Annotated in this window: 23 protein-coding genes and 4 tRNA genes; 9 read left to right on the top strand and 18 right to left on the bottom strand. The window is 66.7% G+C overall.

Going from position 1 to position 21,723, the window contains the following annotated elements; all coding sequences use genetic code 11:
* Window positions 1–26 precede the first annotated feature (26 nt).
* Window positions 27–1,331, top strand: coding sequence for a 5'-deoxyadenosine deaminase (locus BLU74_RS09000; protein WP_089766943.1), 1,305 nt, complete (start codon window positions 27–29; stop codon window positions 1,329–1,331).
* 63 nt (window positions 1,332–1,394) lie between these two features.
* On the opposite strand, the gene BLU74_RS08995 is transcribed toward BLU74_RS09000, so the two are convergent.
* The 6 genes from BLU74_RS08995 to BLU74_RS08970 form a co-directional block, all read right to left on the bottom strand.
* Window positions 1,395–2,492, bottom strand: a complete 1,098-nt coding sequence (locus BLU74_RS08995; RefSeq protein ID WP_089766942.1) for a DNA-methyltransferase — start codon at window positions 2,490–2,492, stop codon at window positions 1,395–1,397.
* A 49-nt stretch (window positions 2,493–2,541) separates the two neighbouring features.
* Window positions 2,542–2,751, bottom strand: a complete 210-nt coding sequence (locus BLU74_RS08990) for a hypothetical protein (RefSeq protein ID WP_089767107.1) — start codon at window positions 2,749–2,751, stop codon at window positions 2,542–2,544.
* Between the two features lie 197 nt (window positions 2,752–2,948).
* Window positions 2,949–3,023 (bottom strand) — tRNA-Glu (locus tag BLU74_RS08985).
* 121 nt (window positions 3,024–3,144) lie between these two features.
* The gene (locus tag BLU74_RS08980; protein ID WP_089766941.1) at window positions 3,145–3,564 is read right to left on the bottom strand and encodes a universal stress protein; all 420 of its coding nucleotides are present in this window, start codon (window positions 3,562–3,564) and stop codon (window positions 3,145–3,147) included.
* 29 nt (window positions 3,565–3,593) lie between these two features.
* A complete protein-coding gene (locus BLU74_RS08975) occupies window positions 3,594–5,573 on the bottom strand; it encodes a 3-hydroxyacyl-CoA dehydrogenase/enoyl-CoA hydratase family protein (RefSeq protein ID WP_089766940.1) in 1,980 nt (659 codons plus the stop codon).
* A gap of 82 nt (window positions 5,574–5,655) precedes the next feature.
* Window positions 5,656–6,219: a DNA-3-methyladenine glycosylase family protein gene (locus BLU74_RS08970; RefSeq protein WP_089766939.1), complete on the bottom strand. Its 564-nt coding sequence runs from the start codon at window positions 6,217–6,219 to the stop codon at window positions 5,656–5,658.
* Window positions 6,220–6,296: 77 nt separating this feature from the next.
* Here BLU74_RS08970 and BLU74_RS08965 point away from each other — a divergent pair, with 77 nt between their 5' ends.
* The 3 genes from BLU74_RS08965 to BLU74_RS08955 all read left to right on the top strand — a co-directional run bounded on the left by BLU74_RS08965 (window position 6,297) and on the right by BLU74_RS08955 (window position 7,759).
* A complete protein-coding gene (locus BLU74_RS08965; protein ID WP_089766938.1) occupies window positions 6,297–7,019 on the top strand; it encodes a GNAT family N-acetyltransferase in 723 nt (240 codons plus the stop codon).
* Window positions 7,020–7,101: 82 nt separating this feature from the next.
* Window positions 7,102–7,175: transfer RNA gene (locus BLU74_RS08960), tRNA-Thr, on the top strand.
* A gap of 89 nt (window positions 7,176–7,264) precedes the next feature.
* A complete protein-coding gene (locus tag BLU74_RS08955; protein WP_089766937.1) occupies window positions 7,265–7,759 on the top strand; it encodes a P-loop nucleotide/nucleoside kinase family protein in 495 nt (164 codons plus the stop codon).
* 241 nt (window positions 7,760–8,000) lie between these two features.
* Here BLU74_RS08955 and BLU74_RS08950 read toward each other — a convergent pair whose 3' ends face one another.
* The 4 genes from BLU74_RS08950 to BLU74_RS08935 form a co-directional block, all read right to left on the bottom strand.
* Complete coding sequence (locus tag BLU74_RS08950) at window positions 8,001–8,411, bottom strand: DUF8133 family membrane protein (RefSeq protein WP_089766936.1); 411 nt, start codon at window positions 8,409–8,411, stop codon at window positions 8,001–8,003.
* 106 nt (window positions 8,412–8,517) lie between these two features.
* Window positions 8,518–9,555, bottom strand: coding sequence for a DUF7096 domain-containing protein (locus tag BLU74_RS08945; protein ID WP_139175702.1), 1,038 nt, complete (start codon window positions 9,553–9,555; stop codon window positions 8,518–8,520).
* A gap of 124 nt (window positions 9,556–9,679) precedes the next feature.
* Entirely contained in the window at window positions 9,680–10,942 is a 1,263-nt protein-coding gene (locus BLU74_RS08940) for a DUF7345 domain-containing protein (RefSeq protein WP_245705769.1), read from the bottom strand.
* A gap of 75 nt (window positions 10,943–11,017) precedes the next feature.
* On the bottom strand, window positions 11,018–11,476 hold the full coding sequence (locus tag BLU74_RS08935) for an archease (RefSeq protein WP_089766934.1): 459 nt from the start codon (window positions 11,474–11,476) through the stop codon (window positions 11,018–11,020).
* Window positions 11,477–11,600: 124 nt separating this feature from the next.
* On the opposite strand from BLU74_RS08935, the gene BLU74_RS08930 reads away from it, so the two are divergent.
* On the top strand, window positions 11,601–12,875 hold the full coding sequence (locus BLU74_RS08930; protein WP_089766933.1) for a tRNA(Ile)(2)-agmatinylcytidine synthase: 1,275 nt from the start codon (window positions 11,601–11,603) through the stop codon (window positions 12,873–12,875).
* Window positions 12,876–12,887: 12 nt separating this feature from the next.
* On the opposite strand, the gene BLU74_RS08925 is transcribed toward BLU74_RS08930, so the two are convergent.
* Complete coding sequence (locus BLU74_RS08925; RefSeq protein ID WP_089766932.1) at window positions 12,888–13,340, bottom strand: Ig-like domain-containing protein; 453 nt, start codon at window positions 13,338–13,340, stop codon at window positions 12,888–12,890.
* Window positions 13,341–13,415: 75 nt separating this feature from the next.
* Between BLU74_RS08925 and BLU74_RS08920 the strand changes: the two genes are divergently transcribed.
* From BLU74_RS08920 to BLU74_RS08905, 4 genes are all read left to right on the top strand, one after another.
* Window positions 13,416–14,516 carry an ATP-binding protein gene (locus BLU74_RS08920; protein ID WP_089766931.1) on the top strand — a complete coding sequence of 367 codons (1,101 nt, stop codon included), beginning with the start codon at window positions 13,416–13,418 and terminating at the stop codon, window positions 14,514–14,516.
* Window positions 14,517–14,545: 29 nt separating this feature from the next.
* The gene (locus BLU74_RS08915) at window positions 14,546–14,893 is read left to right on the top strand and encodes a fluoride efflux transporter FluC (protein WP_089766930.1); all 348 of its coding nucleotides are present in this window, start codon (window positions 14,546–14,548) and stop codon (window positions 14,891–14,893) included.
* Window positions 14,890–15,252: a fluoride efflux transporter FluC gene (locus tag BLU74_RS08910; RefSeq protein WP_089766929.1), complete on the top strand. Its 363-nt coding sequence runs from the start codon at window positions 14,890–14,892 to the stop codon at window positions 15,250–15,252. Before BLU74_RS08915 ends, BLU74_RS08910 begins: the two co-directional genes overlap by 4 nt.
* 87 nt (window positions 15,253–15,339) lie before the next feature.
* Window positions 15,340–15,696, top strand: coding sequence for a hypothetical protein (locus tag BLU74_RS08905; protein WP_139175700.1), 357 nt, complete (start codon window positions 15,340–15,342; stop codon window positions 15,694–15,696).
* A 223-nt stretch (window positions 15,697–15,919) separates the two neighbouring features.
* On the opposite strand, the gene BLU74_RS08900 is transcribed toward BLU74_RS08905, so the two are convergent.
* From BLU74_RS08900 to BLU74_RS08870, 7 genes are all read right to left on the bottom strand, one after another.
* Window positions 15,920–15,992 (bottom strand) — tRNA-Asp (locus BLU74_RS08900).
* Between the two features lie 20 nt (window positions 15,993–16,012).
* Window positions 16,013–16,085: transfer RNA gene (locus tag BLU74_RS08895), tRNA-Asp, on the bottom strand.
* 175 nt (window positions 16,086–16,260) lie between these two features.
* Window positions 16,261–16,989 (bottom strand): V-type ATP synthase subunit D, encoded by a 729-nt coding sequence (locus BLU74_RS08890; RefSeq protein WP_089766927.1) that lies wholly within the window; start codon window positions 16,987–16,989, stop codon window positions 16,261–16,263.
* Window positions 16,990–17,023: 34 nt separating this feature from the next.
* Window positions 17,024–18,142 carry a Brp/Blh family beta-carotene 15,15'-dioxygenase gene (locus BLU74_RS08885; protein WP_217635354.1) on the bottom strand — a complete coding sequence of 373 codons (1,119 nt, stop codon included), beginning with the start codon at window positions 18,140–18,142 and terminating at the stop codon, window positions 17,024–17,026.
* Window positions 18,143–18,144: 2 nt separating this feature from the next.
* Window positions 18,145–18,972 (bottom strand): lycopene cyclase domain-containing protein, encoded by an 828-nt coding sequence (locus tag BLU74_RS08880; protein WP_089766926.1) that lies wholly within the window; start codon window positions 18,970–18,972, stop codon window positions 18,145–18,147.
* A gap of 157 nt (window positions 18,973–19,129) precedes the next feature.
* Window positions 19,130–19,873: a bacteriorhodopsin gene (locus BLU74_RS08875; RefSeq protein ID WP_089766925.1), complete on the bottom strand. Its 744-nt coding sequence runs from the start codon at window positions 19,871–19,873 to the stop codon at window positions 19,130–19,132.
* A 56-nt stretch (window positions 19,874–19,929) separates the two neighbouring features.
* Window positions 19,930–21,684, bottom strand: a complete 1,755-nt coding sequence (locus BLU74_RS08870; RefSeq protein WP_089766924.1) for a PAS domain-containing protein — start codon at window positions 21,682–21,684, stop codon at window positions 19,930–19,932.
* Window positions 21,685–21,723: the final 39 nt, after the last annotated feature.

The following is a 21,723-nucleotide window of genomic DNA, read 5'->3' as shown; positions in this document are numbered from 1 at the left end:
CCCGCTGACGCACTCCCAGCGAGGGGATGCTGCTAGCCGGAACCGTCGTCGCCGATCCGACCACCGTGTACGAGGATGGGGCCGTCGTCGTCGCAGACGATCGTATCGCGGCCGTCGGAGAGCGCTCCGAGGTGGCGGACACCTACCCCGACCACCCGGTTCGGGAGTTCGACCTCCTCGCGCCCGGACTGGTCGGCGGACACGTCCACTCCGTGCAGAGTCTCGGCCGCGGAATCGCCGACGACACCGCCCTGCTCGAGTGGCTCTTCGACCACGTGTTGCCGATGGAAGCCTCGCTCGACGAACGCGAGATGCGGATCGCGGCCGAACTCGGCTACCTGGAGTTACTGGAGAGCGGGACGACGACCGCGATCGATCACCTCTCGGTCGATCACGCGGACGCCGCGTTCGAGGCGGCGATCGACCTCGGAATTCGCGGCCGGATGGGCAAGGTCCTGATGGACAAGCGCGCACCCGAGGGACTCGAAGAGGACACCGACGCGGCACTGGAGGAGACCGAGCGCCTCCTCCAGACGTACCACGGCGCAGCCGACGAGCGGATTCGGTACGCCGTGACGCCGCGCTTCGCAGTGAGTTGTACCGAGGCGTGTCTGCGAGGCGCGCGGGACATCGCGGACCGATACGAGGGCGTCCGGATCCACACCCACGCCAGCGAGAACACCGACGAGATCGAGACCGTCCGAGAGGACACTGGGATGCGGAACATCGCGTGGCTCGACGAGGTTGGGCTGACCGGCGAGGACGTCGTGTTGGCTCACTGCGTCCACACGACCGAGCGCGAGCGCGAGATCCTCGCGACGACCGGGACCCACGTCACGTACTGTCCGTCGTCGAATATGAAGCTCGCCTCCGGGATCGCGCCAATCGTCGACTACCTCGATCGCGGCATCACCGTCGCGCTCGGCAACGACGGGCCGCCCTGCAACAACACGTTGGATCAGTTCACCGAGATGCGACAGGCGAGCCTCCTCCAGAAGGTCGAGCGCCTCGATCCGGAGGTGACGCCTGCGCGGGCCGTCTTCGAGATGGCGACACTCGGTGGCGCCCGGGCCGCCGGCTTCGAGGAGGTCGGCGCACTCCGCGAGGGCTGGCGGGCGGACGTCATCGCACTCGACACCGATCTCACCCGGGCGACGCCGCTTCCCGACCCGCTCTCGCATCTGGTCTTTTCGGCCCACGGCGACGACGTGACGTTCACGATGGTCGACGGGACGGTCGTCTACGACGAGGCTTTCGGCGGCCTCCAGACCGGCGACGGGGACCGGATCCGTCGCCGGGCACGGGAGGTCGCTGCCGAACTCCACGAGTGAGGGCGACTCGAAGCGTCAACGTACCCGACTGAAACCGTCAACGTACCCAACTGAACCGGTACCTCACTTGGGTTCGTACGTGACTCGATAGTCCCCGTCGGTGCGCGTGAATTCGTCGACGACCCGGAACTGGATCGCCCGCTCCTGACGGGTCCGGACGGGAAAGTCGTAGTTCGCGGCCTCGTACGCGAACTCGTCACCGGCCGCCTGACGCTGTTCGACGAACGCCCGGTGGGCATCGAGACGGTCGGTGACGACCCGTTCGGTACGCGCTGGGACGTCGTCGACGCGGCCGTCCAGGTCTGCGAGGATCGCCGGATCGAGTTCGTAGCCGACGGAGTTGCGGCCGGCGACCATCGCCGCGAGCGTCGTCGTTCCGATCCCGAGGAACGGATCGAGGACGGTATCGCCGTACAGCGAGTACATACAGATCAAGCGGTAGGGGATCTCGAACGGATACGCCGCCGACTGGTCGCGGTTCAGTGAATCCCCCTCCCCGTCCGGCGAGGCGGCGCGTGCGTCGGATCCGGAGCCGTCACGATCCCCGTGGAGACGGTCCTGTCGCGTCCCCCGAACGCCCGTCCAGATGTCCGAGAACCAGCAGTTGCGCTCTTCCCAGAAGTACGCCGACTCGTAGCGGCGGGACGCGCCCGGTTCGAAGGACCGGGAGTCCTCGCCGTTGCGAAAGAGGAGCACGTACTCGTGTTCGAGGGTCACGTACGCGTTCGGGGGCACCATTCCACTCCCCATAAACTTCGCCGCGCCATTCGCCGGCTTCCGCCAGAGGACGTCCGGCAGTGGATCGAACCCGAGCGACACGAACGCCTCGGTGACGCGGGCGTGGTTCGGATACACGCGGAACCGGTCGTCGATGGTTCGTGTGGCGTCCCCGACGACGACGGCGGCGATGCCACCCGAGCAAAGCACCCGCGACACCTCCCGCCAGACCGAGTCGAGTACCCCGTGCATCGCCTCGAACGCCGCGTCGCCGTCACCGGATTCGAGGGCGGCCGCGCTGGCCTCGGACTGCGCGGCGAACTGTTCGTCCCACAGCTCGATCATCGGATACGGCGGCGAGGTGACGACGAGGTCGACGGCGTCGTCCTCGATGGCCGTCATCGCGCTCGCATCGCCCGCGTAGGTCCGATGCCGAGTCTCCACGGGTGTTCTATAGACGCGTTGCCACTTAAGCTACGGCCGGCGACAGCGGTCAGTCCTCGCCACCCTGCGTCGGGAGGGTCCGGCGCTCAGACACATAATAGAGACCGACGATGAACCCGGCCGCGGGGACGATGATACCGAGGCCGTACGTGGCGGGGTTTTCGACCCCGAGGCGTCTGGCGTCGAGATACACGAGCGCGCCCATCGGGTACTGGACCAGCAGGGCGGCGATGAACGGGGCGGGAAGCTCTTGGACCATTGCGTCTACCTCTGTCTTGAGAAGCATAGTCCTGGGTGTCAGAGACGGAGGGGTTGTGGAGGACCGCGCTGTCGCTCGGTGAGTTATACTGAAAGGAGTGCTCGGTCAGGGATTTGAACCACGGTCGCAGCGAGACTGCTCCCTGATTCAAATCCCTTCACTGCGCGCTCTTCTTCGTCGTGACCTCCTCAGAAGAGTGCTCGGTCAGGGATTTGAACCCTGGTCCTCGGCTCGAAAGGCCAAGATGATTGGCCGGACTACACCAACCGAGCCTGCATCAGTAACTGGCGGGCAGAATCGTTTAAACATTCCGTTACAGAGGCGGTACGCCACCGCGTCGCGTACGCCACCGCCCGGCTCCGACATCGACCCGTCGTCGACCAGATCGCGCCGTCACCGGACCACGGTCACCGGCACCGGCGAGCGGTTGAACACCGTCTTCGCGACGTTGCCAACCACGAGTCGCTCAGCGATCGTCCCGCCGTGGCTCCCGAGGACGACGGTATCGTACTCGTCGGCTCGGTTGATGATTTCACGGGCGGGATGTCCGAGTCCGACGACGGTATCGATCGATCGACCACGCGCATCAGCGATTTCCTGAGCGCGCTCGAGGACCGGAGCAGCGAGCTCTGCTGCTTTCGCCCGCGGATCGTCGGCCATCGCCACCGCCGTCGCCTCCCCCATCAGTTGCGACGGCTCGCCGACCACGGTCAGGACCGTGACGTCCGCGTCGCCGTGCACGTCGAGTGCGTATTCCAGCGCGTTCTCGGCCATCTCTGAGTCGTCCATCGGAACCAAGAGGCGTGACACCATATCCCACTGCTCGGGCGGCACCCACTAAGCTACTTGCCCTCGAACTCCGGCTCGTGATCGCCCATAAACGCCGTCATTCCCGTCATCAGATCCTCGGTGTCGAAGAGTAGCCCGAAGGACTGCGCCTCGACGTCGAGCCCGGCGTCCACGTCGTCCCATCCACGGTGCATCGCGCGCTTGGTGTATCGCTGTGCGATCGGCGGTCCCGACGCGAGGTCGCGCGCCAACTCGAATGCGCGGTCCTCGAACTCGGCGTTCGGCACGACGTCGGTAAGGAACCCGTACTCCCGCATCGTCTCGGGGAGAAACCGGTCGGCGGTGAAGATGATCTCCTTGGCGCGGCCCATCCCAACGATCCGTGGCAGCCGGACCGTTCCGCCCCAACCGGGCAGCAGGCCGAGGTCGTGTTCCGGCTGTCCGAACTCTGAGCGCTCGGAGGCGATCCGCAGGTCTGCACCCATCGCGAGTTCCATCCCGCCGCCGAGACAGTAGCCGTCGATCCCGGCGACGACCGGCAGGTCGACGCGCTCGAGTCCTGCCACTACCTCCTGGCCGCGCCGGGAGATGTCGGCCGCGGCGTTGGCGTCGCCGACGCCGCCGGCCATCGACTGGATGTCCGCCCCGGCCGAGAAGGCCCTGTCGCCCGCCCCCGTGACGAGGATCGCTCGTATCGCATCGTCGGCTTCGAGCCGCGAGACGGCGTCGTCGAGTTCGTCGAGCAGTTCCGTCGTGATCGTGTTCATCCGGTGCGGACGGTCAAGTTTGATGTGCCCGACCGAGTCGCGGATCTCGACCGTGAGAGTCTCGTACTCGGACGCGTCGGCGACGTCATCGCCGTCACCCTCGTGGAACCGTCCGTCTGAAGCAGCGAGTTCACGGAGGAACGGGACCGGCTCGTAGCGCGCTGCGCCGGTCGCTTCGTGTCGTGTTTCCAGTACGTCGAGGAGGTGTGCGACATCGGCCTCGTCGATCATCTTCGCGGGACCGTCCGACCACCGGCCCCCGAGTTTGACCGCGGTGTCGATGGCGTCGGGATCGGCGACGTCCTCGCCGACGAGTCCGGCCACTTCGTTCGCGAGGACCGCCAGCAGTCGGTCGGCGACGTCGTCGCGGATCCGGTCGGAGGGTACCTGTGCGCCCTCGCCGTCCTCGTAGTCGTAGAAGCCCTCGCCGGTCTTCTGTCCGAGCGCGTCGGCCTCCACTTTCGATTCGAGCAACGGACAGGGACGGTACCGATCGCCCAGTGCCTCGTGCATATAGTCGAGAACGTGGTACCCGACGTCGATGCCGACCTGATCTGCGAGTTCGAACGCGCCCATCGGGAGCCCGAGCCCGTACTTCGCGGTCGAATCGACTTCCGCAATCGTCGCCTCGTCGGTGTGAACGAGCCACGCCGCCTCGTTCATCAGCGGGACCAAGACGCGGTTGACGATGAATCCGGGGCTGTCTTTGCGGACTCGAACGGGGGTCTTGTCCATCGCGACGGCGAGATCCGAAATCAGCGCCGCAGTCGCCTCGGTCGTCTCCGCGCCGGAGATGACTTCCACCAGATCCATCCGGACGGGCGGATTGAAGAAGTGCATCCCACAGAACCGCTCGGGGCGGTCGGTGACGCTGCTCAATTCCGTGATCGAGAGGCTCGACGTGTTCGTCGCGAACACCGCGTCTTCGGGTGCGACGGCCTCGAGATCCTGATAGACGTCCTTCTTGATCGCCATCTTCTCGGGGACGGCTTCGATCACGACTTCGGCGTCGTCGACGGCATCCTCAAGGTCGACGTGGGTCGAGACCCGGTCGAGCGTCGTCGACGCGTCGTCGGGTTCGAGTTGCCCTTGCTCGACGAGTTTGTCGAGTGACCACTCGATCTGTTCGTAGCCGTCTTCGACGAACGCTCTCTCGATATCTCGGAGCCGGACATCGAATCCCGCGAGGGCAGCCACCTCGGCGATCCCGTGACCCATACTTCCCGCGCCGAGAACCGTGATCGTGTTGACGTCGTCGATATCCATACGTCGTCGTGGGCGGCGCGGCGTTTCAACGTTTCTTTGACTCGAATAAGAAACTAGAGAGGCGTTTATTCGTCCACGCGCGTCAGTCGACAGCGTGCCAGAGGTACCGACTCGCGTAACTCCGATACGGTCGCCATCGCTCGGCGTGCCCGATCATCCCTTCGCGATCGTCGTTCTCGAACCCGTAGAGCGTCGCCATCCCGGCCCGGATCCCCAGGTCCTCGACCGGGAAGACGTCGGGACGGCCGAGGACAAAAATGAGGTACATCTTCGCGGTCCAAGTCCCGACGCCGCGGATCTCAGTCAGCGTCGCGATGACCTCCTCGTCGGCCACTCCGGCGAGGCCCTCCCGGGAGAGGTCCCGTTCACGGAATGCTTCCGCGACGTTGCGGACGTAGTCGATCTTCTGCCGTGAGAGCCCGACGTCGCGGAGCGTCGACTCCTCGGTCGCGAGGATCTCCTCCGGCGTCACGTCGACGCGGTCGAAGAGCCGTTCGCGGATCGCCGCGGCTGATTCCGTCGAGAGCTGTTGATTAACGATCGCGACGACGAAGCGCGCGAACTCGTCGTCGGCCGCGCCGATGGGAAGCTCACCGTGCTCCTCGACCAGCGGCCCGAGCTTCGGATCGGTGCGTACCGGGTCCATCGCACGGAGGTGAGAGCGCAGGATGCAAAGAACCCCCGCACCCGACCGTATATCAGTCCTCCGAGCGAACGGACCGTATGGGCGACTCGGACGATCCGTCGGACGCGAGTGCGGCGGTCGCCATCGAACGCCCCGACGTCGACGAGGTCGAGACCCTGGTGGAGCTGTGGGTCGCGCTCGCGGCCGGCCAGCGGGCGTTCGGCTCACACGTCGAGGCCGAGGCCAACCGAGCCCACGTTCGGGACACGCTGGCACGACACGCCGTGACTGGCGGTGTCAAGATCGCGCGGGTCGATGGATCGATCGTCGGATTCGTCACGTTCGGCCCTGAACGCGGCGGATACGATCAGAATGCGACGCGCGGCGTGGTCCGGAACCTCTACGTTCGCCCGGCGTACAGGGGTCTGGGGATCGGAGGCCGGTTGCTCGACGCTGCGGAGGCCGCGCTCAGCGACTCCGGCGTGGCCGTCGTCGCGCTGGAGACGATGGCGGAGAACGCCCGGGCCCGAGCATTTTATCGGGAGCGGGGATACGAACCCCACCGAGTGGAGTTCGAGAAATCGGTCGTGGACGGCGAATCGTCCGATGAAGCCGACAGCAAGGCCGACGACGGTGGCAAGTCGACCGACGACGGCGACAAGTCGACTAACGGCGGTGGCAACACGACCGGCAACAACGGCACGGCGACTGACGACAGCGACAAGACGACCGGCGACGGCAACACCAGCAGTGCGGACACCAAACCGGTCGAGGACGGGCTCGCAACCGCCGGCGAAGACGGCGCGGACGACCACAAGTGAGTGCCTGTGGCGGCACCGATCGGGAGACGACGCTCGGCGAAAACGACACACACTCAAAGGAGGACTGAATACGTCGATTCGCGCCAGGGGAGCATGGGCGGTTCATGCACTCGACTTGTAATCGAGACTTCGTGGGTTCAAATCCCACCCCTGGCTCTCTCACCGGATCCGATGTCGGACCGCAGCACTGTAGCACGGCGCCGAACACTCAGACCAAACAGCCAGGCGGTCAGCGAGTCACACCGATGACGGGACGACTGGTCGTCGTCGCCGGCCTGCCCGGCGTCGGCAAGACCACCGTCTCCCGGGAGATCGCCGAGCGCCTCGACGGCCGACTCGTCCGGACCGACGTGGTTCGCCGGGACTGTTTTTCCGACCCGCAGTACACCGCTGCGGAGCGTGCCACAGTCTACGAGGAGTTGTTCGACCGTGGCCGCGAGATTGTCGCCCAGGGCGACGTCGCGGTCCTCGACGGAACGTTTCGGAAGCGGACGGATCGGGAGCGCGCGGCCGCTGTAGCCGACGCGGAGGACGTCCCCCTCGACGTCGTCGCCGTCGAGTGTACGGAGGCCGTCGTCAGAGAACGGATCCAGAAGCGGGAGGACGACGAGAGCGACGCGGACTTCGAGATCCACCGCCGCTTCCGCGAGCGGTACGAACCGATCGAGAGGGAACATATCACGATCGATAACTCCGGCGACCTCGACTCGATGCAGACACAGCTCGACGACGTATTCTGAGCAGATCGACCGCAGCTTCGAGATCCGAAGCAGCGGGGGCGAACCGGAGGGAACGTGCGTCAGCGGGATGCCCGGTGAGGGCCACCGTGGGGGTGTGGGGAGGGGAAGGTGCGGGTGAACGGACCGGAGGTGTGCGTCGGCGGGGAACCGATTCGGGGGCGGCCCAACCGGGGCACTCACTGCTACGAGGGAAAGGCACCTAAAAGCGACTTAGTCTCAAAGAGCCGTTTGACTTATCGGCTCACTGGCTCCGATTCGCCGGGAGAAGAATCAACGCGCCCGGAATCGAGAGCGTCAGCAATTGCAGAGGATTGTCCCGGATGTCGAATTCGGGATCCATCGGTTGCGTCTGTACGTCGGTGATGTGGAGCGACGAGTAGTAGACGATGACGTGGGTCAGCACGTAGCCGATGATGAACGGCACCTCGAGCGGATAGGAGACTCCCACGTTGGTGAGCAAATCGAAGACCACAGCCACGGCCGACGTGACCGCAAGCAGATCGCCCAGGTGGAGTGTAATTCCCGTAAACGCCGTGACCGCGGTGTCGATTCTCGACGAGGTGGTCGGCGTGTAGAGAAACGCGGTCAGGACACTGGTGGCGATGAGCCCCATCCCAACGAAGAACCCGACGATCGGGTACGCGTACTCCATTACGTGAGGGATGCGCACCGACGAATATAATCCTATCCCCCGGATATCAAATTCGAATATTGGTGTCCTCCCGAGGTAGAGCGCCGACCGAAGCGCAGGTCAGTGATCAGGTCTCGTCGTCACGCTCGCTGTTACTGTTGCCCTTATCGTTACGGCCTGGCGCGTCGCCAGCGTTGTCCGAGCCACCGTTTGCAGCCCCCTGTCCGCTGTTACCGTTTCCCGAATCGCGCTCTCCGGTGGATCCCGTATCACTGTCGTCGTTGTCAGATGATTCGCTTTCAGCGGTGGTGGTATCGTCCGCAGGTGAGCCCTGTCCGTTCCCGCGACGATCCTTCGTCTCGTTGCCCACACCGTCGTCACGACCCGGGGCGTCCTCACTGTTTCCCGGGGCATCCTCTCCGCGGTTCGACTCGTCGCTACGCCCGGGCGCGTCGTCCGCTTCGGCTGGCCTCTCGCCCAGACCACGCCCGGGGTTGTCACCGGCGATACCGCGGGCGATTTCGGCCGTCTCGGGGCCGGAGAGGTTCTGCGCGTCCTCTCGGAGTCGTTGGATGTTCGAGTCGTTGATCCCGTGTCGCTCCCGGACCGGCTCGGGGAGCGACGCCGCGGTCTCGTTGGCCTGTTCGACACGCCGCTCCAGGGAGTTGATCTCGGCGGTCAGCTGCGCAGTCTGCGCTCGGTATCGGCCCTGCGAGATGGTACCGTTCTCGCGGGCGGCTTCGAGTGCTGAAAGCCGCTCACGGAGCTCGCTAATGCGGTCACGGCTATCGTTCAGCGATCCGGCGACGACGGCCGCCTTGGATTCGTTGCTGGCCGCAGCGGCGATCTGCTGACCGAAGCTCCGGGATTCGACTTCGGAGTCGATCTCCGCCCGCTGGACACCGACCACGCCGGCCAGCTGGGCACCCGGATTAGTCCCCGTCTCGTTGTCAGACCCGTTTGCGGTGTCGTTTTCCGGAGTCGCGGTCGGGGTCTCCGTCTCTGTACCCGTCGCGTTCGTCGCCGTCGTCTGTGAGACGGCTCCGCCGTCCTGGATCTGCCCGAACGCCGGCGCTCCGGGCGCCGCTCCAGCCGTCGCAGCGACTCCGATCGGCGCGGCTGCCACGACGACCACGGCAACGAAGAGTGCGGATACTGTTCTCATCGATTCACCATTGCAGCCGTATCGGCATATACATCCATCATCGTTACGCCAATTTTGTCCGGATTAAGTCGGATTATACGCCGTATTTGAGCGCTCTGAAGCCGGTTTCGGTGCGGAGTACGGATCACTCGTCTTCCCCCGGTTCGAGTTCTTCGTCCGGCAGCACGAGCACGTTCTCGCGTCCGAGACGGAACGCATCGAGCGCGTCCGCGTCGCGCATCTTCCGGACGACCTGGCTCGTCTTCGCGTCCGTCCAATCGAGGGTCTGGGCGACCTCCTGCTGTTTCATCCGTCCCCCTTCGTGTTCGACGAGCGCCAGTACGCGCTCCTCGTTGCTCAGGAGTTCGTCTTCCCACGGGGGCGTCTCCGAGTCAGACGCTGCCGCCGAGCCGTCCGCGCCGGCGTCGGCCGCCGCTGAGTCGGTGTCGGCCGTCGATCCAGCCGGGGTCTCACCGGAACCGGAATCGTCGGCCGTCGCTGCCGTCTTGCTCTCCGAATCGGCCGGGGGCTCCGCGCGCTCCGCCGTGGACGCGGCGTGCGCGGTGTCCGGATCGGGACCGCCAGCGACTGTCTCGGGAGCCCGCGAGCGGTCTCGTCGCCAGTAGAGGTACCCCCCGACGACAGCGACGAGGAGCGCGAGACCGATCGCGCCGACGAGGGCCGGGCTCGATCCTAACAGCCCGGAGTCCGGGGAGGCCGTGGTCGTGCTTGTCGAGGGCTCCGTCGCTGGAGCGGGCTCCTCGCTGACGGTCAGCGACGGCTCGTTGACCCCGAAGTCGAGCGGCCCGCTCCAGACGACGATCCGAGATTCGCGCCGCGTGTCCGTCGGCTCGGGTTGAGCCGAATCGAGCGCGTACCCTTCGGGCCAGGCGAACTGCAGGGACGTCTCGCCGTCGAGGAAGAGCCCGGCGAGCGCGTCGCCCGCGCGCAGCGTTCCGTCGTCGACGGCCGAGAAGTTCGTCCAGACGAACGTGTAGGTGATGACGCCGTAGTCCTGGGGGAGCTGTTGCCGGGTCGCTGTGACCGAGACGTTCCGGATGGTCATCTCGCGGCCGGTGGTGTTCGCTGCGGTAGCCGCGGTGGACACCATCCGGCTCCGGAATTCGCCGGTGTACTGCGACTCGTTCGTCCGGATGTCGTCGCGCAGCGAGATGAACGCGTCCGTCGTCTCGTTCGAATCGAGTTGGACCCGATAGTCGATCGCCCACACCGCGTCACCGTTCGGTCGAAGCGTGATCCGCATCGAGACGTCGTCGGGGTTGATTCCCGTCTGTGCGATCGTGTCCGTTGGCTGAGCCGACGCGCCCGGCGCTGTCGCACCGATACCGCCCACCATCGCGACAGCGACGAGAGCGACACACGCGAGCCGCGCTGCGCGCTCAGTCATTTCGTCCACCTCTCAAACCGGCACACACAAACCACTTCCGAGAGTGAGGTCCGGAGCGGTCGGTCACAGACCGGGTCAAACGTCGAAGACGACGTACGCCGACCAGCCTGTCGCCGTCTCTTCGACTCGCATCTCGGAGTAGGTGACGGCCTTCACCTCTCGGGCATCGATCGACGCCAGCGGGACGCCACGATACGTGCCCGATAGGTGCCAGTCCTCCTCGGTGTCGGCGGCGGTGTCGGACTCCGATTCGACCGTCTGGTCCGGCGGAGAGAGCCGAACACGGTGATCGACCGGGAGCACGTCTCGGACGTCCCGCTCGTAGATGAGTTGATCGAGGTAATCGAACAGGAGCGCTTCCAGCCCTTCGGCATCGACCGCGACCGCGAAGTCCGTATGACCCCCGTCGGCCGGGATCGCTTCGCACGAAGCGGCCGCGAGCCCGTCCGCGACGGCTGCGAACAGATCTGCGAGCGTCGATCCGGTCGCCTCGACAGCGACGTCGGCGGTGTGGTCGCGCAGGTCGAACGGCATACACCACACCCGACCGCGGTCGGATATACGTGTGCCGGACTCCGGCGGCGCGCGCCGGTGTCGACCGAGATCCGACGCAGCGACCCCGAAAGCTGTTAGACGCCGCGCGGACTATCAGACTCCGATGACCGTCATCGGCCTCGACGATACCGACTCCCGGGAGCGCGGGATGTGCACGACGTATCTTGCGACTCGCCTAGCGACGGCCATCGACCGGGCCGGTGGACGAATCGAGCGGCGGCTGCTGATCCGGCTGAACCCCGCCGTCGAACACAAGACGCGGGGAAACGCAGCGCTGGCACTCCACACAGATCTCGAACCGGATCGGGCCCTGGAACTCGCGGCCGCGGAACTGGAACCGCTCGCCGAGATGGGGGATCCGCGGACGAGTCCGGGCGTCGTCGTCACTGGGGACGACGCCGAAGCGGTTCCCGATTCGGTTGCGGCGTTCGCCCAGCGGGCGGTCCGCGATCTACTCGACCTCGACGACGCGCTCGGACTGCTCGAGGACCTCGGCTACCGACATCGAGGGTGGGCCGGTGGCCGCGGCCGGATCGGCGCGCTCGCCGCCGTCGGTGCATGGGCCGCCTTCGGGGAGTGGACCTACGAACACATCGCCTATCGGGCGTTCGAGCGGTGTGGCACGCCGCGCGATGTCGACGAGACGTCGGTCTTCGAGGCCGCGAGCGCGTATTATCCCGAGGCGTGGGACACCGTCGACCAGGTCGAGTCCCAGGCGGTCTGCGTCCCGAACGCGCCCGGGCCGATCCTCTACGGCATTCGGGGCGACGATTCAGCGCCGGTGCGGGCTCTCGCGAACGAGATCGAGAGCGAACCCGTCGAGCGATCGGCGACCTTCCTGACGAATCAGGGCACCGATGGCCACCTCCGCGACGGGTCGATCGGCGATCTCCGCGACGGCCGCGCGTACCGCGTCGACGGGACGGTGACGGGAGAGCCAGAGACGCGTCAGGGTGGCCACGTCTTCGTCCCGATCGCCGATCCCCCGTCCGGAGCGACCGCGGAGTGCGTCGCCTTCGAGCCGACGAAGCGGTTTCGCGACCGGGTACGCGCGCTCTCGGCCGGTGACGAGATCACGGCCTGCGGAGAGGTGAGCGGCGGGACGATCAAACTGGAGAAGTTCGCCGTCCGCTCGCTCCGGCGAACCGCGGAAACGACGCCGACGTGTGAGGTGTGTGACCGATCGATGGAGAGCGCCGGCCGGGATCAGGGCTATCGCTGCCGTGACTGCGGAACGTCGGCCCCAGGGCCGGCGACCGTCGAACTCGATCGAGACCTCGAACCGGGGTGGTACGAGGTGCCGCCGTGTGCCCGCCGTCACATCGCGAAGCCGCTGGTGCGCGGCGGGTTCGACGCCCCGACACATCCAGCGCGGTGAGGGGCGGCCGGGTCAGTGTTCGACCACCAGGATCTCCGTATTCGCCCGGCGGTCGACGAACTGACTGCCCGAGGGTGGCTTGACGTCGATCACGAGCGTTCCGGTCTCTTGATTCGCCCGTACATCGGGAGCGACTGACATCGTCACGCGCCCGTCCGCGTCCGAGGTCCCCGTGACGACGCCGTCGAGGGAGGCGCTCCCCGACCGGAGGATCACGGTCGCGCCCTCGACCGGGGCGCCGTCGTCGTCGACGACGGTGAGTCGCAGTTGCTGGTCTCCCGGCTCGATCACGTCCGGCGACGGGCGAACGTCGAGTTCGGAGACCGCGAGGCCCTGCACGCCGGAGAGCATATTCAGCATCACACTCATCGTTGCGACACCGACGACGAGCGCGATGACGAGTCTGATCGGGAGCCCTTCGATCGCCCGGTCGTCCGCCGCGAACCGTCGCAGTTCGTGGAACATAGCCGCTCTGGTCCCGTGTTTGTAGATAAACTGATGGACGAACGTTCAAGTGGGATCGGGCGGCCAGGTTCGCCGATGCACGCAGAAGTGCTCGGCCGTTCCGAGGGCGACGAAGGGGGGCCAGTGGGTCGATTCGGTGCGCACCGCGCGCGGGACGGCAGTCGCGGTACCGCAGTGGGGATCGATCTCGATCGACCGCACGCCGCGCTGGTGGTCGGAAAACGGGGATACGGAAAGTCCTACACACTGGGCGTGCTCGCCGAGGCGGTGGCGCGCGCGCCGGGCATCGCCCCAGTCGTCGTCGATCCGATGGGCGTCTTCGGCGGACTGGCGGACGCGGCCGCCGAGGGGTCGGTACCGGCGCGGATCGTCGAGGAACCGACGGTCCGGGCCGACGCACTCCCGCCGGCCAGCTGGCCGGCGCTGGTCGGCAGCGATCCCGACAGTCCAGTGGGTGCGCTCGTGTGGCACGCGGCCGCCGAGGCTGCGACCCTCGATGCGATGCGCGGCGTCGTCGCGAGTGCGGACGCGACCGACGGCGTCCGCCGGGCCGCGACGAACCGCCTCCGACGCGCTGCGTCCTGGAACGTGTTCGCCGCCGATGGCTTGGACGCGACCGCACTGCTGGGTGGCGAAGCCACCGTCCTGGACTGTTCCGGGCTCGACGATGCGCCGGCAAACGCGGTCGCGGCGGCCATCGCGGCCGCGCTCTACGATCGGCGGGTGCGAGTGAGCCGTCGACGTAACGGAGCGCCGCCATCGGAGCCGCGAACGTCTCGCCTCCCGTGGCTCCTCGTCGATGAAGCGCACGTGTTCTTCGAGGGGGTCGCCGGTGCTGCCCTCCGACGGATTCTCACGCGCGGGCGAACGCCGGGCGTCTCGCTCGTCGCAGCTACCCAGCGGCCGAGCGCGCTCCCGGAGGTAGCCGTCTCCCAGTCGGACCTACGGATCGTCCACCGACTGACTGCCGGCCCGGACGTCCGCGCGCTCACGGCGGCCGACCCGGCCTACCTCGACGGCGACGTGACGGACGCGATGCCGACCGCGCCCGGCGAGGCACTCGTGATCGACGACACCGCCGAGGCGATTCGCACGGTCGCGATCCGGGAGCGAGACACGCCTCACGGCGGCGCGAGCCCGCGGGCCGCGGCGACGGCGGGAGGCGACCGAAACTGACGAGTGCGCCGGCGCGCGACACGCGGTCGATGACCGACAGACTGGTCCCCCTGCTCGTCGCGGTGGGCGGGTTCGTCGGCGCGGCGTGCCGATACGCCGTCGGTGTGGCCGTGCCGGGGCCGGACGCCGCGGGCACGCTCGCGGTGAACGTCCTCGGGAGTTTCGCGCTGGCGGCGTCGGTCAGCGTCGTTCGATCGCGGCGGTTCCGCTACTTCCTCGCGACCGGGATGCTGTCGTCGTTCACTACCTACAGCACCTTCGCGGTGCAGACCGCCTCGCTCGGGTCCGCGTGGGGGCTCGCCAATATCGGTGCCAACTACGCGCTCGGTTTTGCGGCCGCACTCGCCGGACTGCGCCTCGGGAGGCGATTCGCGTGACCGCCTGGCTCGCGGCGCTTCCGGACGCACTACTCGTCGGGGTCGGCGGCTCGCTCGGCGCGCTCGCGCGGTACGGCGTCGACGTCGCGCTCGACGGGGGGCGGTCGAGCACGTTCGCGGTCAACGTCGTCGGGAGCATCGCGCTCGGCGCGCTCGTCACGTCGGCGGCACCGGAGCAAATCCTGACCGTCGCCGGGGCGGGCTTCTGCGGGGCGTTCACGACGTTCTCGTCGTTCGCCGTCAACGTCTCGGAGGCGGCCGCGAACGGACGGTATCGGCTGGCGGCCATCGACGCTGCTGGGACGCTCGTGACGGCGCTCGTCGGGGTTGGGATCGGTGCGGGCCTAGCTGGATTGTGATCGCTCACTCCCCCACGGATCTGCGTAGCACGTGATCGAGTCGTGAGCAGCCACAACCTCCTTTTCTGTTGCTGTGTAATGAGCCGTATGCGCATCGAGTGTCCCTACTGTGATGTCGAAGTCGACGTCACGAGTCTGACTTCTCACGTCCGCCGGATGGAGGGCGACGGACACGGCGCTCACGGGACGGTCCCAACGAAGCGGGTCGACAGTCCCTGGAACATCCGTATCGAGACGAACCCGGCGGAGGCGAAGGCCGACCAGGAATCAGACCTCGACGCGACGTACGTCGAAGAACGGATCCGCCGCGGCCGGTGTCCCGGTTGTGACCTCGGCGTCGTCGGACTCAAAGGGGGCGACGGATGGCTCTCCAGCGGTCGCCGCCGCCTGGCGTGTCCGAACTGCGGGTGGGAGAGTCCCGAGTGGGTCACAATCGATAGCTGATCTAGGGTACACGGGGCTGCTGACGTCGACAGAAGTGAGCAGAGAAGAGAGTTTGACGTAGGTGGGCAATGGGCGAGAGCGCGCTCTCTGCAGTCGCCGTGCGGCCGTGTGACTGCTGGTATTCGAATCTCGCTGCCGCTCGGGTTCGTGTGACTCACATCCCGCTGGCGACGGTTCGATATTCACCGAATCGGCACACTCTTCGGCGGTTCACGTCAGAAAACGCCCGAGGCGGGATTTGAACCCGCGTCACGACCGTGACAGGGTCGTATGATGGGCCACTACACCACCCGGGCACACATCGGAGCAAAGCAAACGCCCGAGGCGGGATTTGAACCCGCGTCACGACCGTGACAGGGTCGTATGATGGGCCACTACACCACCCGGGCTTGCTCCACTCATTCGTAGCCCGGTAGTCTAATTAAGACTTATCATCTGCCGACGGCGTGGGAGCGGTCCCCGCAGGATCGTGGGACCGTGGCTGGCGAGTCCCCTCGTGGGCATCGAAACGACAGAAAACGAGTGACCGGGCCGAAGACGCGATACCAGTCGCCGGGAGCGATCTCAGTCGTCTGCAGAAACCGTCTCTTCCGTTTCCGATTCTGCGTCGGCCTCCGCCTCTTCGGCCTCCGCTTCCTCCTCGGCCTCTTTTTCCTCTTCGGCTTCCTCTTCTTCCTTCTTGTTCTTGATCTTCTTGAGCCGGAAGATCTCCTCGCGCTCCTGCTCTTCGAGTTTCTGTTCGATGTACTCCTGGTTCTCGTAGAGTTCGGGCAGGAGTTTGAACTCGAGCGCGTTGACGCGGCGCTTCGTGGTCTCGATCTCTTTGAGCATCTTCTTCATCGCGGTCTCGACCTCGGCCGCGAGGATGATGGTCTCCAGCAGTTCCTCGTACGCGTCGGCCGCCTCGTCGATACGCGCCGAAGAGCCCAGCAGGCCGTACCCGCGTTCGTCGAGCGACTTCCGGACCTTCGAGGACTCGATCTGTGGGACGACGACGCCCATAATGTTCTTCGATTGGGTCGTGATCTCCGGGTGTTCTTTGAGCGCAGCGGCCGCGCCACGGACAGCGACGTCGCCCTCCATCGCCCGCGCCATATTGAGTTTTGTCTGCGCCGTCTCGTAGTTCCCGTTCAGTTCGGAACGGACGTCCTGGGCCTGATCGAGAATGTCCATAAACTCCATAATGAGGCCGTCACGCTTCTGTTCGAGCGTGTCGTGACCCCGTTCGGAGAGCTGGATCCGATCCTCGATCGCCATCAGGTTCTTTCGAGTGGGTTTGACGTCTTCGGCCATTGAATCCTCGTTGTAAGCCGAGCCTGTTAACCTTTTACTGTTCGGCGGCGAGCCGGGCCAGACCCGCGCGTTCGGCCCGGTCCATCCACGTCACGATTGCGACGTGTGGCAGCGTGAGGACGGCGATGAACACGAGATACAGCGCGGCGAGGGTTCGCACGTCAGTCTGGACGCCGACGCCGACCGCGACGCCGACGAGCAGCGCGATCGAAAGCGCGGTCAGCGGCAGTGCATCCCGGCCCGTCCGGCGGAGCCCGGCCACGGCCCCGCGCTCGGCGAAGGCCGTCCGGGCCGCGGGATCGATAGCGACGAGTCGCGCGATGTGCCGGAGCGAGTGCCACACGCAGAAGTAGATCCCCACGGCGACGATCGGCGGGACGAGCAGGAAGTACGCCCACAGCAGGAGCGTCTCCGCAGCGTCCCGACGCCACGCGGGACTACCGCCGTGGCGTCGACCGAGCGTGAGCGTCGCGAGCGTGACTATCGCGAACGCGCCTCCGACGACGGCCCGCGTCTCGGGGGCGAAGAACCACGAGGCGTCCAGCCCGCCGCCGAACAGGGCGACCCACGCGTCGACGACGTCGCGGTAGCGGTCCGGAAACCGCAGCAGCGGGACGAGCATCGGCAGGCCACCGCGGACGACGAGCGTCCCGAGGCGGGTCACCCGCTCCGCGAGATGGGTCGCACCGAGCGCGTCGAGCGCGTAGACGTCGCCCTGCCCCCAGTGAAACCACGTCAGGGCGATGAAGAAGGCGGCGGACACCGCCGGTGCGACGTACCAGAGCGCGGCGTAGGCGACGCCGAGGACCAGATAGAGCAGGCCGACGGCGGCGAGCCACCGGCCCGTCGGCCGGTCGCCGACCACACGGGCGGGTGCCAGGTGATCGACGGCACCGTGAGGCAGCCCGAACACGACGAGACTCACTGCCAGCGGGGCGTACCGCGCCCACCGCGGGACCGACAGCGACGGGGCGACGAGCGCGCCGAGCACAGCGAGAAGGGTCACGCCGCCGATTGCGAGCCACGCCGGCCAGCCGCCGATCGCGAGCATCGGAGCGCGGGCGACCGAGTCCGGCGTGTGGCCGTCGGTGGAACGCTCAGCCGGACCCACACGCGTCCGTTCGGGTGCCTCTGTGGGTGTCGGTCCGGCCATCGTCACCGGTCGATGTCGATGCCGAGCGTCCGCAGTCGTCTCCGCCAGGCTGCCCCCGGCGTCGATTCCGCGGACAACAGCTCGTTCACCACCGGTCGGTACAGGACGAGCCCCTGCACCACGAACAGGTTCGTCACGAGGAAGAACGTCGCCTCCTCAACCGGCAGTCCGAGGAGGTACAGCCCCGTGGTGTACTGCTCTGAGAGGACCCAGATCCCGAGTTCGATGGCGACTCGGTCGACGGTGCAGAGATACAGGGTGGGAACGAGCGTCCCGACAGTGACGAGTCGGCGACGGGCCCACAGTTGCGGTGCACCGACGGCCCACTGGAGCGCGATGACCGGGGCGGCCCACGCGAGCGTCGCGCCGAGGTAAAACGTCGCGTCCAGCGACAGCAGCCGCCAGCCCGCGACTCCGATGCCCGCGGCGAGCAACAGCGCGAGCGCTCGGCTCCCGACAGGACGGTCGGCCGCCGGCCACTCGGTGGGAACCGAGAGGTGTGAGAGCCACAGCGCGGTCAGCCACGGCTGGACGAGGATGAAGAGGTACTCTTCGATCGGCGCGTGCCCCACGGTCGCGATCGTGGTGCCGTCGCCGTACCACCAGACGCCACGGGCGATGAGGAGGTTGTCCCACGGCGTCGTGTACGCGATCGCGACGACGGTGATGATCGCCACGCCGACCCAGTACCGACGGAGGCCGACGCTGCTCCAGCTCGTTCCTGACTCCCGGATCCGCCCGCGGCTCACGACTCCCGTGGCTGCAAGGAGCATCACCGCCGGCAGCAGGAACGCCAAGTGGAACTGGAGGTACGTGAGTGTCGTCGTCATTATTCAGTCCGTCGGGTTGGAGTCAGGGTTGGCGTAGCCGACGGGAAACGGTTACGGACGCCGCCGGACGCGACGCCTCGAACGCGGCGGTCCGTCGGCGCCCAGTCGCAACAATCAGTCTCGCGATGCGATTACGGAAGGACGGCGGCTGGACCGATCAGTCGGCCGCTTCAGCGCCGGAAGCGCTGCCTGCGGCGTCGAGCACCTCGCGGCTCGACAGCAGGATGATCCCGAAGCCGACCTTGGCGACCAGGTCTAAGACCATGAATCCAGCCGTCTCGATGTTCAGCGAGATGATACCGAGGCCCTCGGTCCCGACGATCCACCACACCGGGTAGACCAGCCAGACGACGACGATCAGCGTCCGGAGGGTGCTGAACGTCGACGCGGCGTCGCCGGAGAGCCGGCTCGCTTTGTCACCGAGGGAGCCGTACAGCATGTAGAGCAGGACGAGCAGGAAGCCCGTCGAGACGCCCCACCAGATGATCCGACGCGCGCCACCGGAGAGGACACCGGCGCCGCCCGAAAGCGTCGCGAGCGCACCCGTCCCGATCATCAGCATATCGAGGCCGACGAGCGAGGCGAGTTCGTTCCGGTTCGCCCCGGCGAGGAGGCCGAGGTCGATGAGCAGGAGCGGCGTGGTGAAGAACCAATCAGTGTACCGCGCCCAGTAGATTGGGAGTTCTTCGCCACCGACCGTGACGGTCGTGAGCCCGAAGCCCAACGCCATCGAGAGATAGTTTACAAACGCGATGGCGGTGATGAATATCGTGACGATGTAGAACTCCTGCCGCCGCCGGTCCGTTTCGCCCCAGCCCCTGGCGATGAAGTACAGCATCCCCAGGAACATTCCGAGCGTGCCGATCCATAGCCAGATTCCTTCGCTACCAGGTTGTGGCATAGTACATATAATTATAGGAGGGTAAAGGGTGTAAGCGGCATACACAACCAGTTGGGCTATCGGTCGGTCTCGCCCTGTGGCCGGAACGTCTCCCGATCGATGATGGCTCCGGCGAGTTTGCGCTGGGCCGCCCGCAGGTGCTGGTGGAAGGTGGATCGACCGATGTTCATCGATTCGGCAATCTCCTCGCCCGTCGCCTCGTGGGGCCACTCGAAGTACCCCGCCGTGTACGCCCGCGTCAGTGCGGCCTGCTGTCGCCCCGTCAACTCGGCTTTGAGGTCGGCCACGAACTCCCGGGACGTCTCGTTGCGCTGTTGGTGTCGGCGGTAACCGGTCAGTTCCGCGTCTGTGAACCGGTGAGTCGCCGCGTCAGCGAGCGATTGTGCCAGCGACTCCCGGCCGACTTCGGCGGTGAGTTTGGCCTCGCCGCTCCCGACGGTCAACTCTCGAAGTTCCGCGCCGTACTCGGCGAGCAGGCCATTGAACCGGGAGCCGGTGAGTGAGAGCTCGATCACCGGATGATCGGCGGATTCCGCGAGCACGCTGTGGACCTGGATCGGTCCGACCGCCGAGGCCGCGTCCTGAACCGCTTCCGTGTCGAGGTCGTCCTCCGTGGCCGCCACCTCGAACAGCATCGAGGAACGGTCGCGGTCGCCGACGGAGCCGGCGTACGACAGCCGACAGCAGAGGGCACTGGCGAAGCTGACGAGGGGATGTTCGCCGATCGAGAGGCGGACCTCGATGACGGATTCGTTTTGGAGGGTTCGCTGACTCTCGAGGGCGTTGATTCCGATGGCGACTGTCCGGCCTAGGGCAGTCAAGACAGCCCGTTCGTAGCTGTGGAAGGGATCCTCGCGAGCGTACACACCGATGGCCCCGTACGTGGCGTCGCCGTAGTGCAGGGAGACGGCGGCCACGGCTGATACGGCGTCCGCGCCCGAGCCGTCGATGGGTTCGATGTGCACGTACTGGTCCGCGACTGCGCCGGAGACGGCGTCGGCCGTGGCCGCGGACACGACGGGCGAGTCGGAGAGCGAACCGCCGCTCTCGGCCGGCGATCCCTCGAGCGGGATCCGACTGTCGCTGTCGACGCCGCCGGTCGACCCGAGGGCGTTCCGGACGCGGATCGACTCGTCGCTGGGGTCGTAGGTCCCGATCCACGCGCCGGCGTACGTCTCGTCGATCGTTCCGGCGACCGCCCGCTCGAGTTCCGAACGTGAGTCGGCCCGTGTTACCGCCTCCGAGATGTCGGTGACCACGCCGTCGAGCCGTTCGAGGAGGCGGTTCTGCGCCGTTCGCTCCCGCTCGATCCGTCCCGCACGCCGGTCGGCCGCCCGCTCGGCGCGCTTGCGGCGGGTGACGTCCTGCTGGAATCCCACGTAGTACGCGACCTCGCCGTCGTCGTCGCGGAGCGGTGCGATCGTGACCTCGTTCCAGAACAGTTCTCCGTCGCGGCGGTAGTTGCGGATTTCGACCGTCGTCGCGCGACCGGCTTCGATGGCCGCGCGCATCTTCGCGACCGGTTCCTCACTCGTTTCTTCTCCCTGCAGGAACCGACAGTTGCGCCCGACGGCGTACTCCGGCGAATAGCCGGTGATCCGCTCGAAGGCTGCGTTGGCGTACACGAGCGGCATATCCGGAGAACGGGCGTCCGCGATAGTGATGCCCACCGGCGCCTCGTCCATCGCCCGCGTTTTCAACGCTTCGTCGACGGCGTCGGTGCTCGCGGAGGTCGCCGCTCGCTGCTCAGTCTCGAAGCCCTGTCCGAGAGCGCGATCGGACCCATCGTCGACGTCAGCCCTCCGTTCCATACCGACCCGAGGGATCGTAGCGACAAAACAGGTGGGGCT

Source organism: Halobellus clavatus (assembly GCF_900107195.1).
Lineage (GTDB): Archaea > Halobacteriota > Halobacteria > Halobacteriales > Haloferacaceae > Haloquadratum > Haloquadratum clavatum.
Note: the sequence above shows the minus strand (reverse complement) of the source record. Positions and strands in the feature narration are given on the sequence as shown.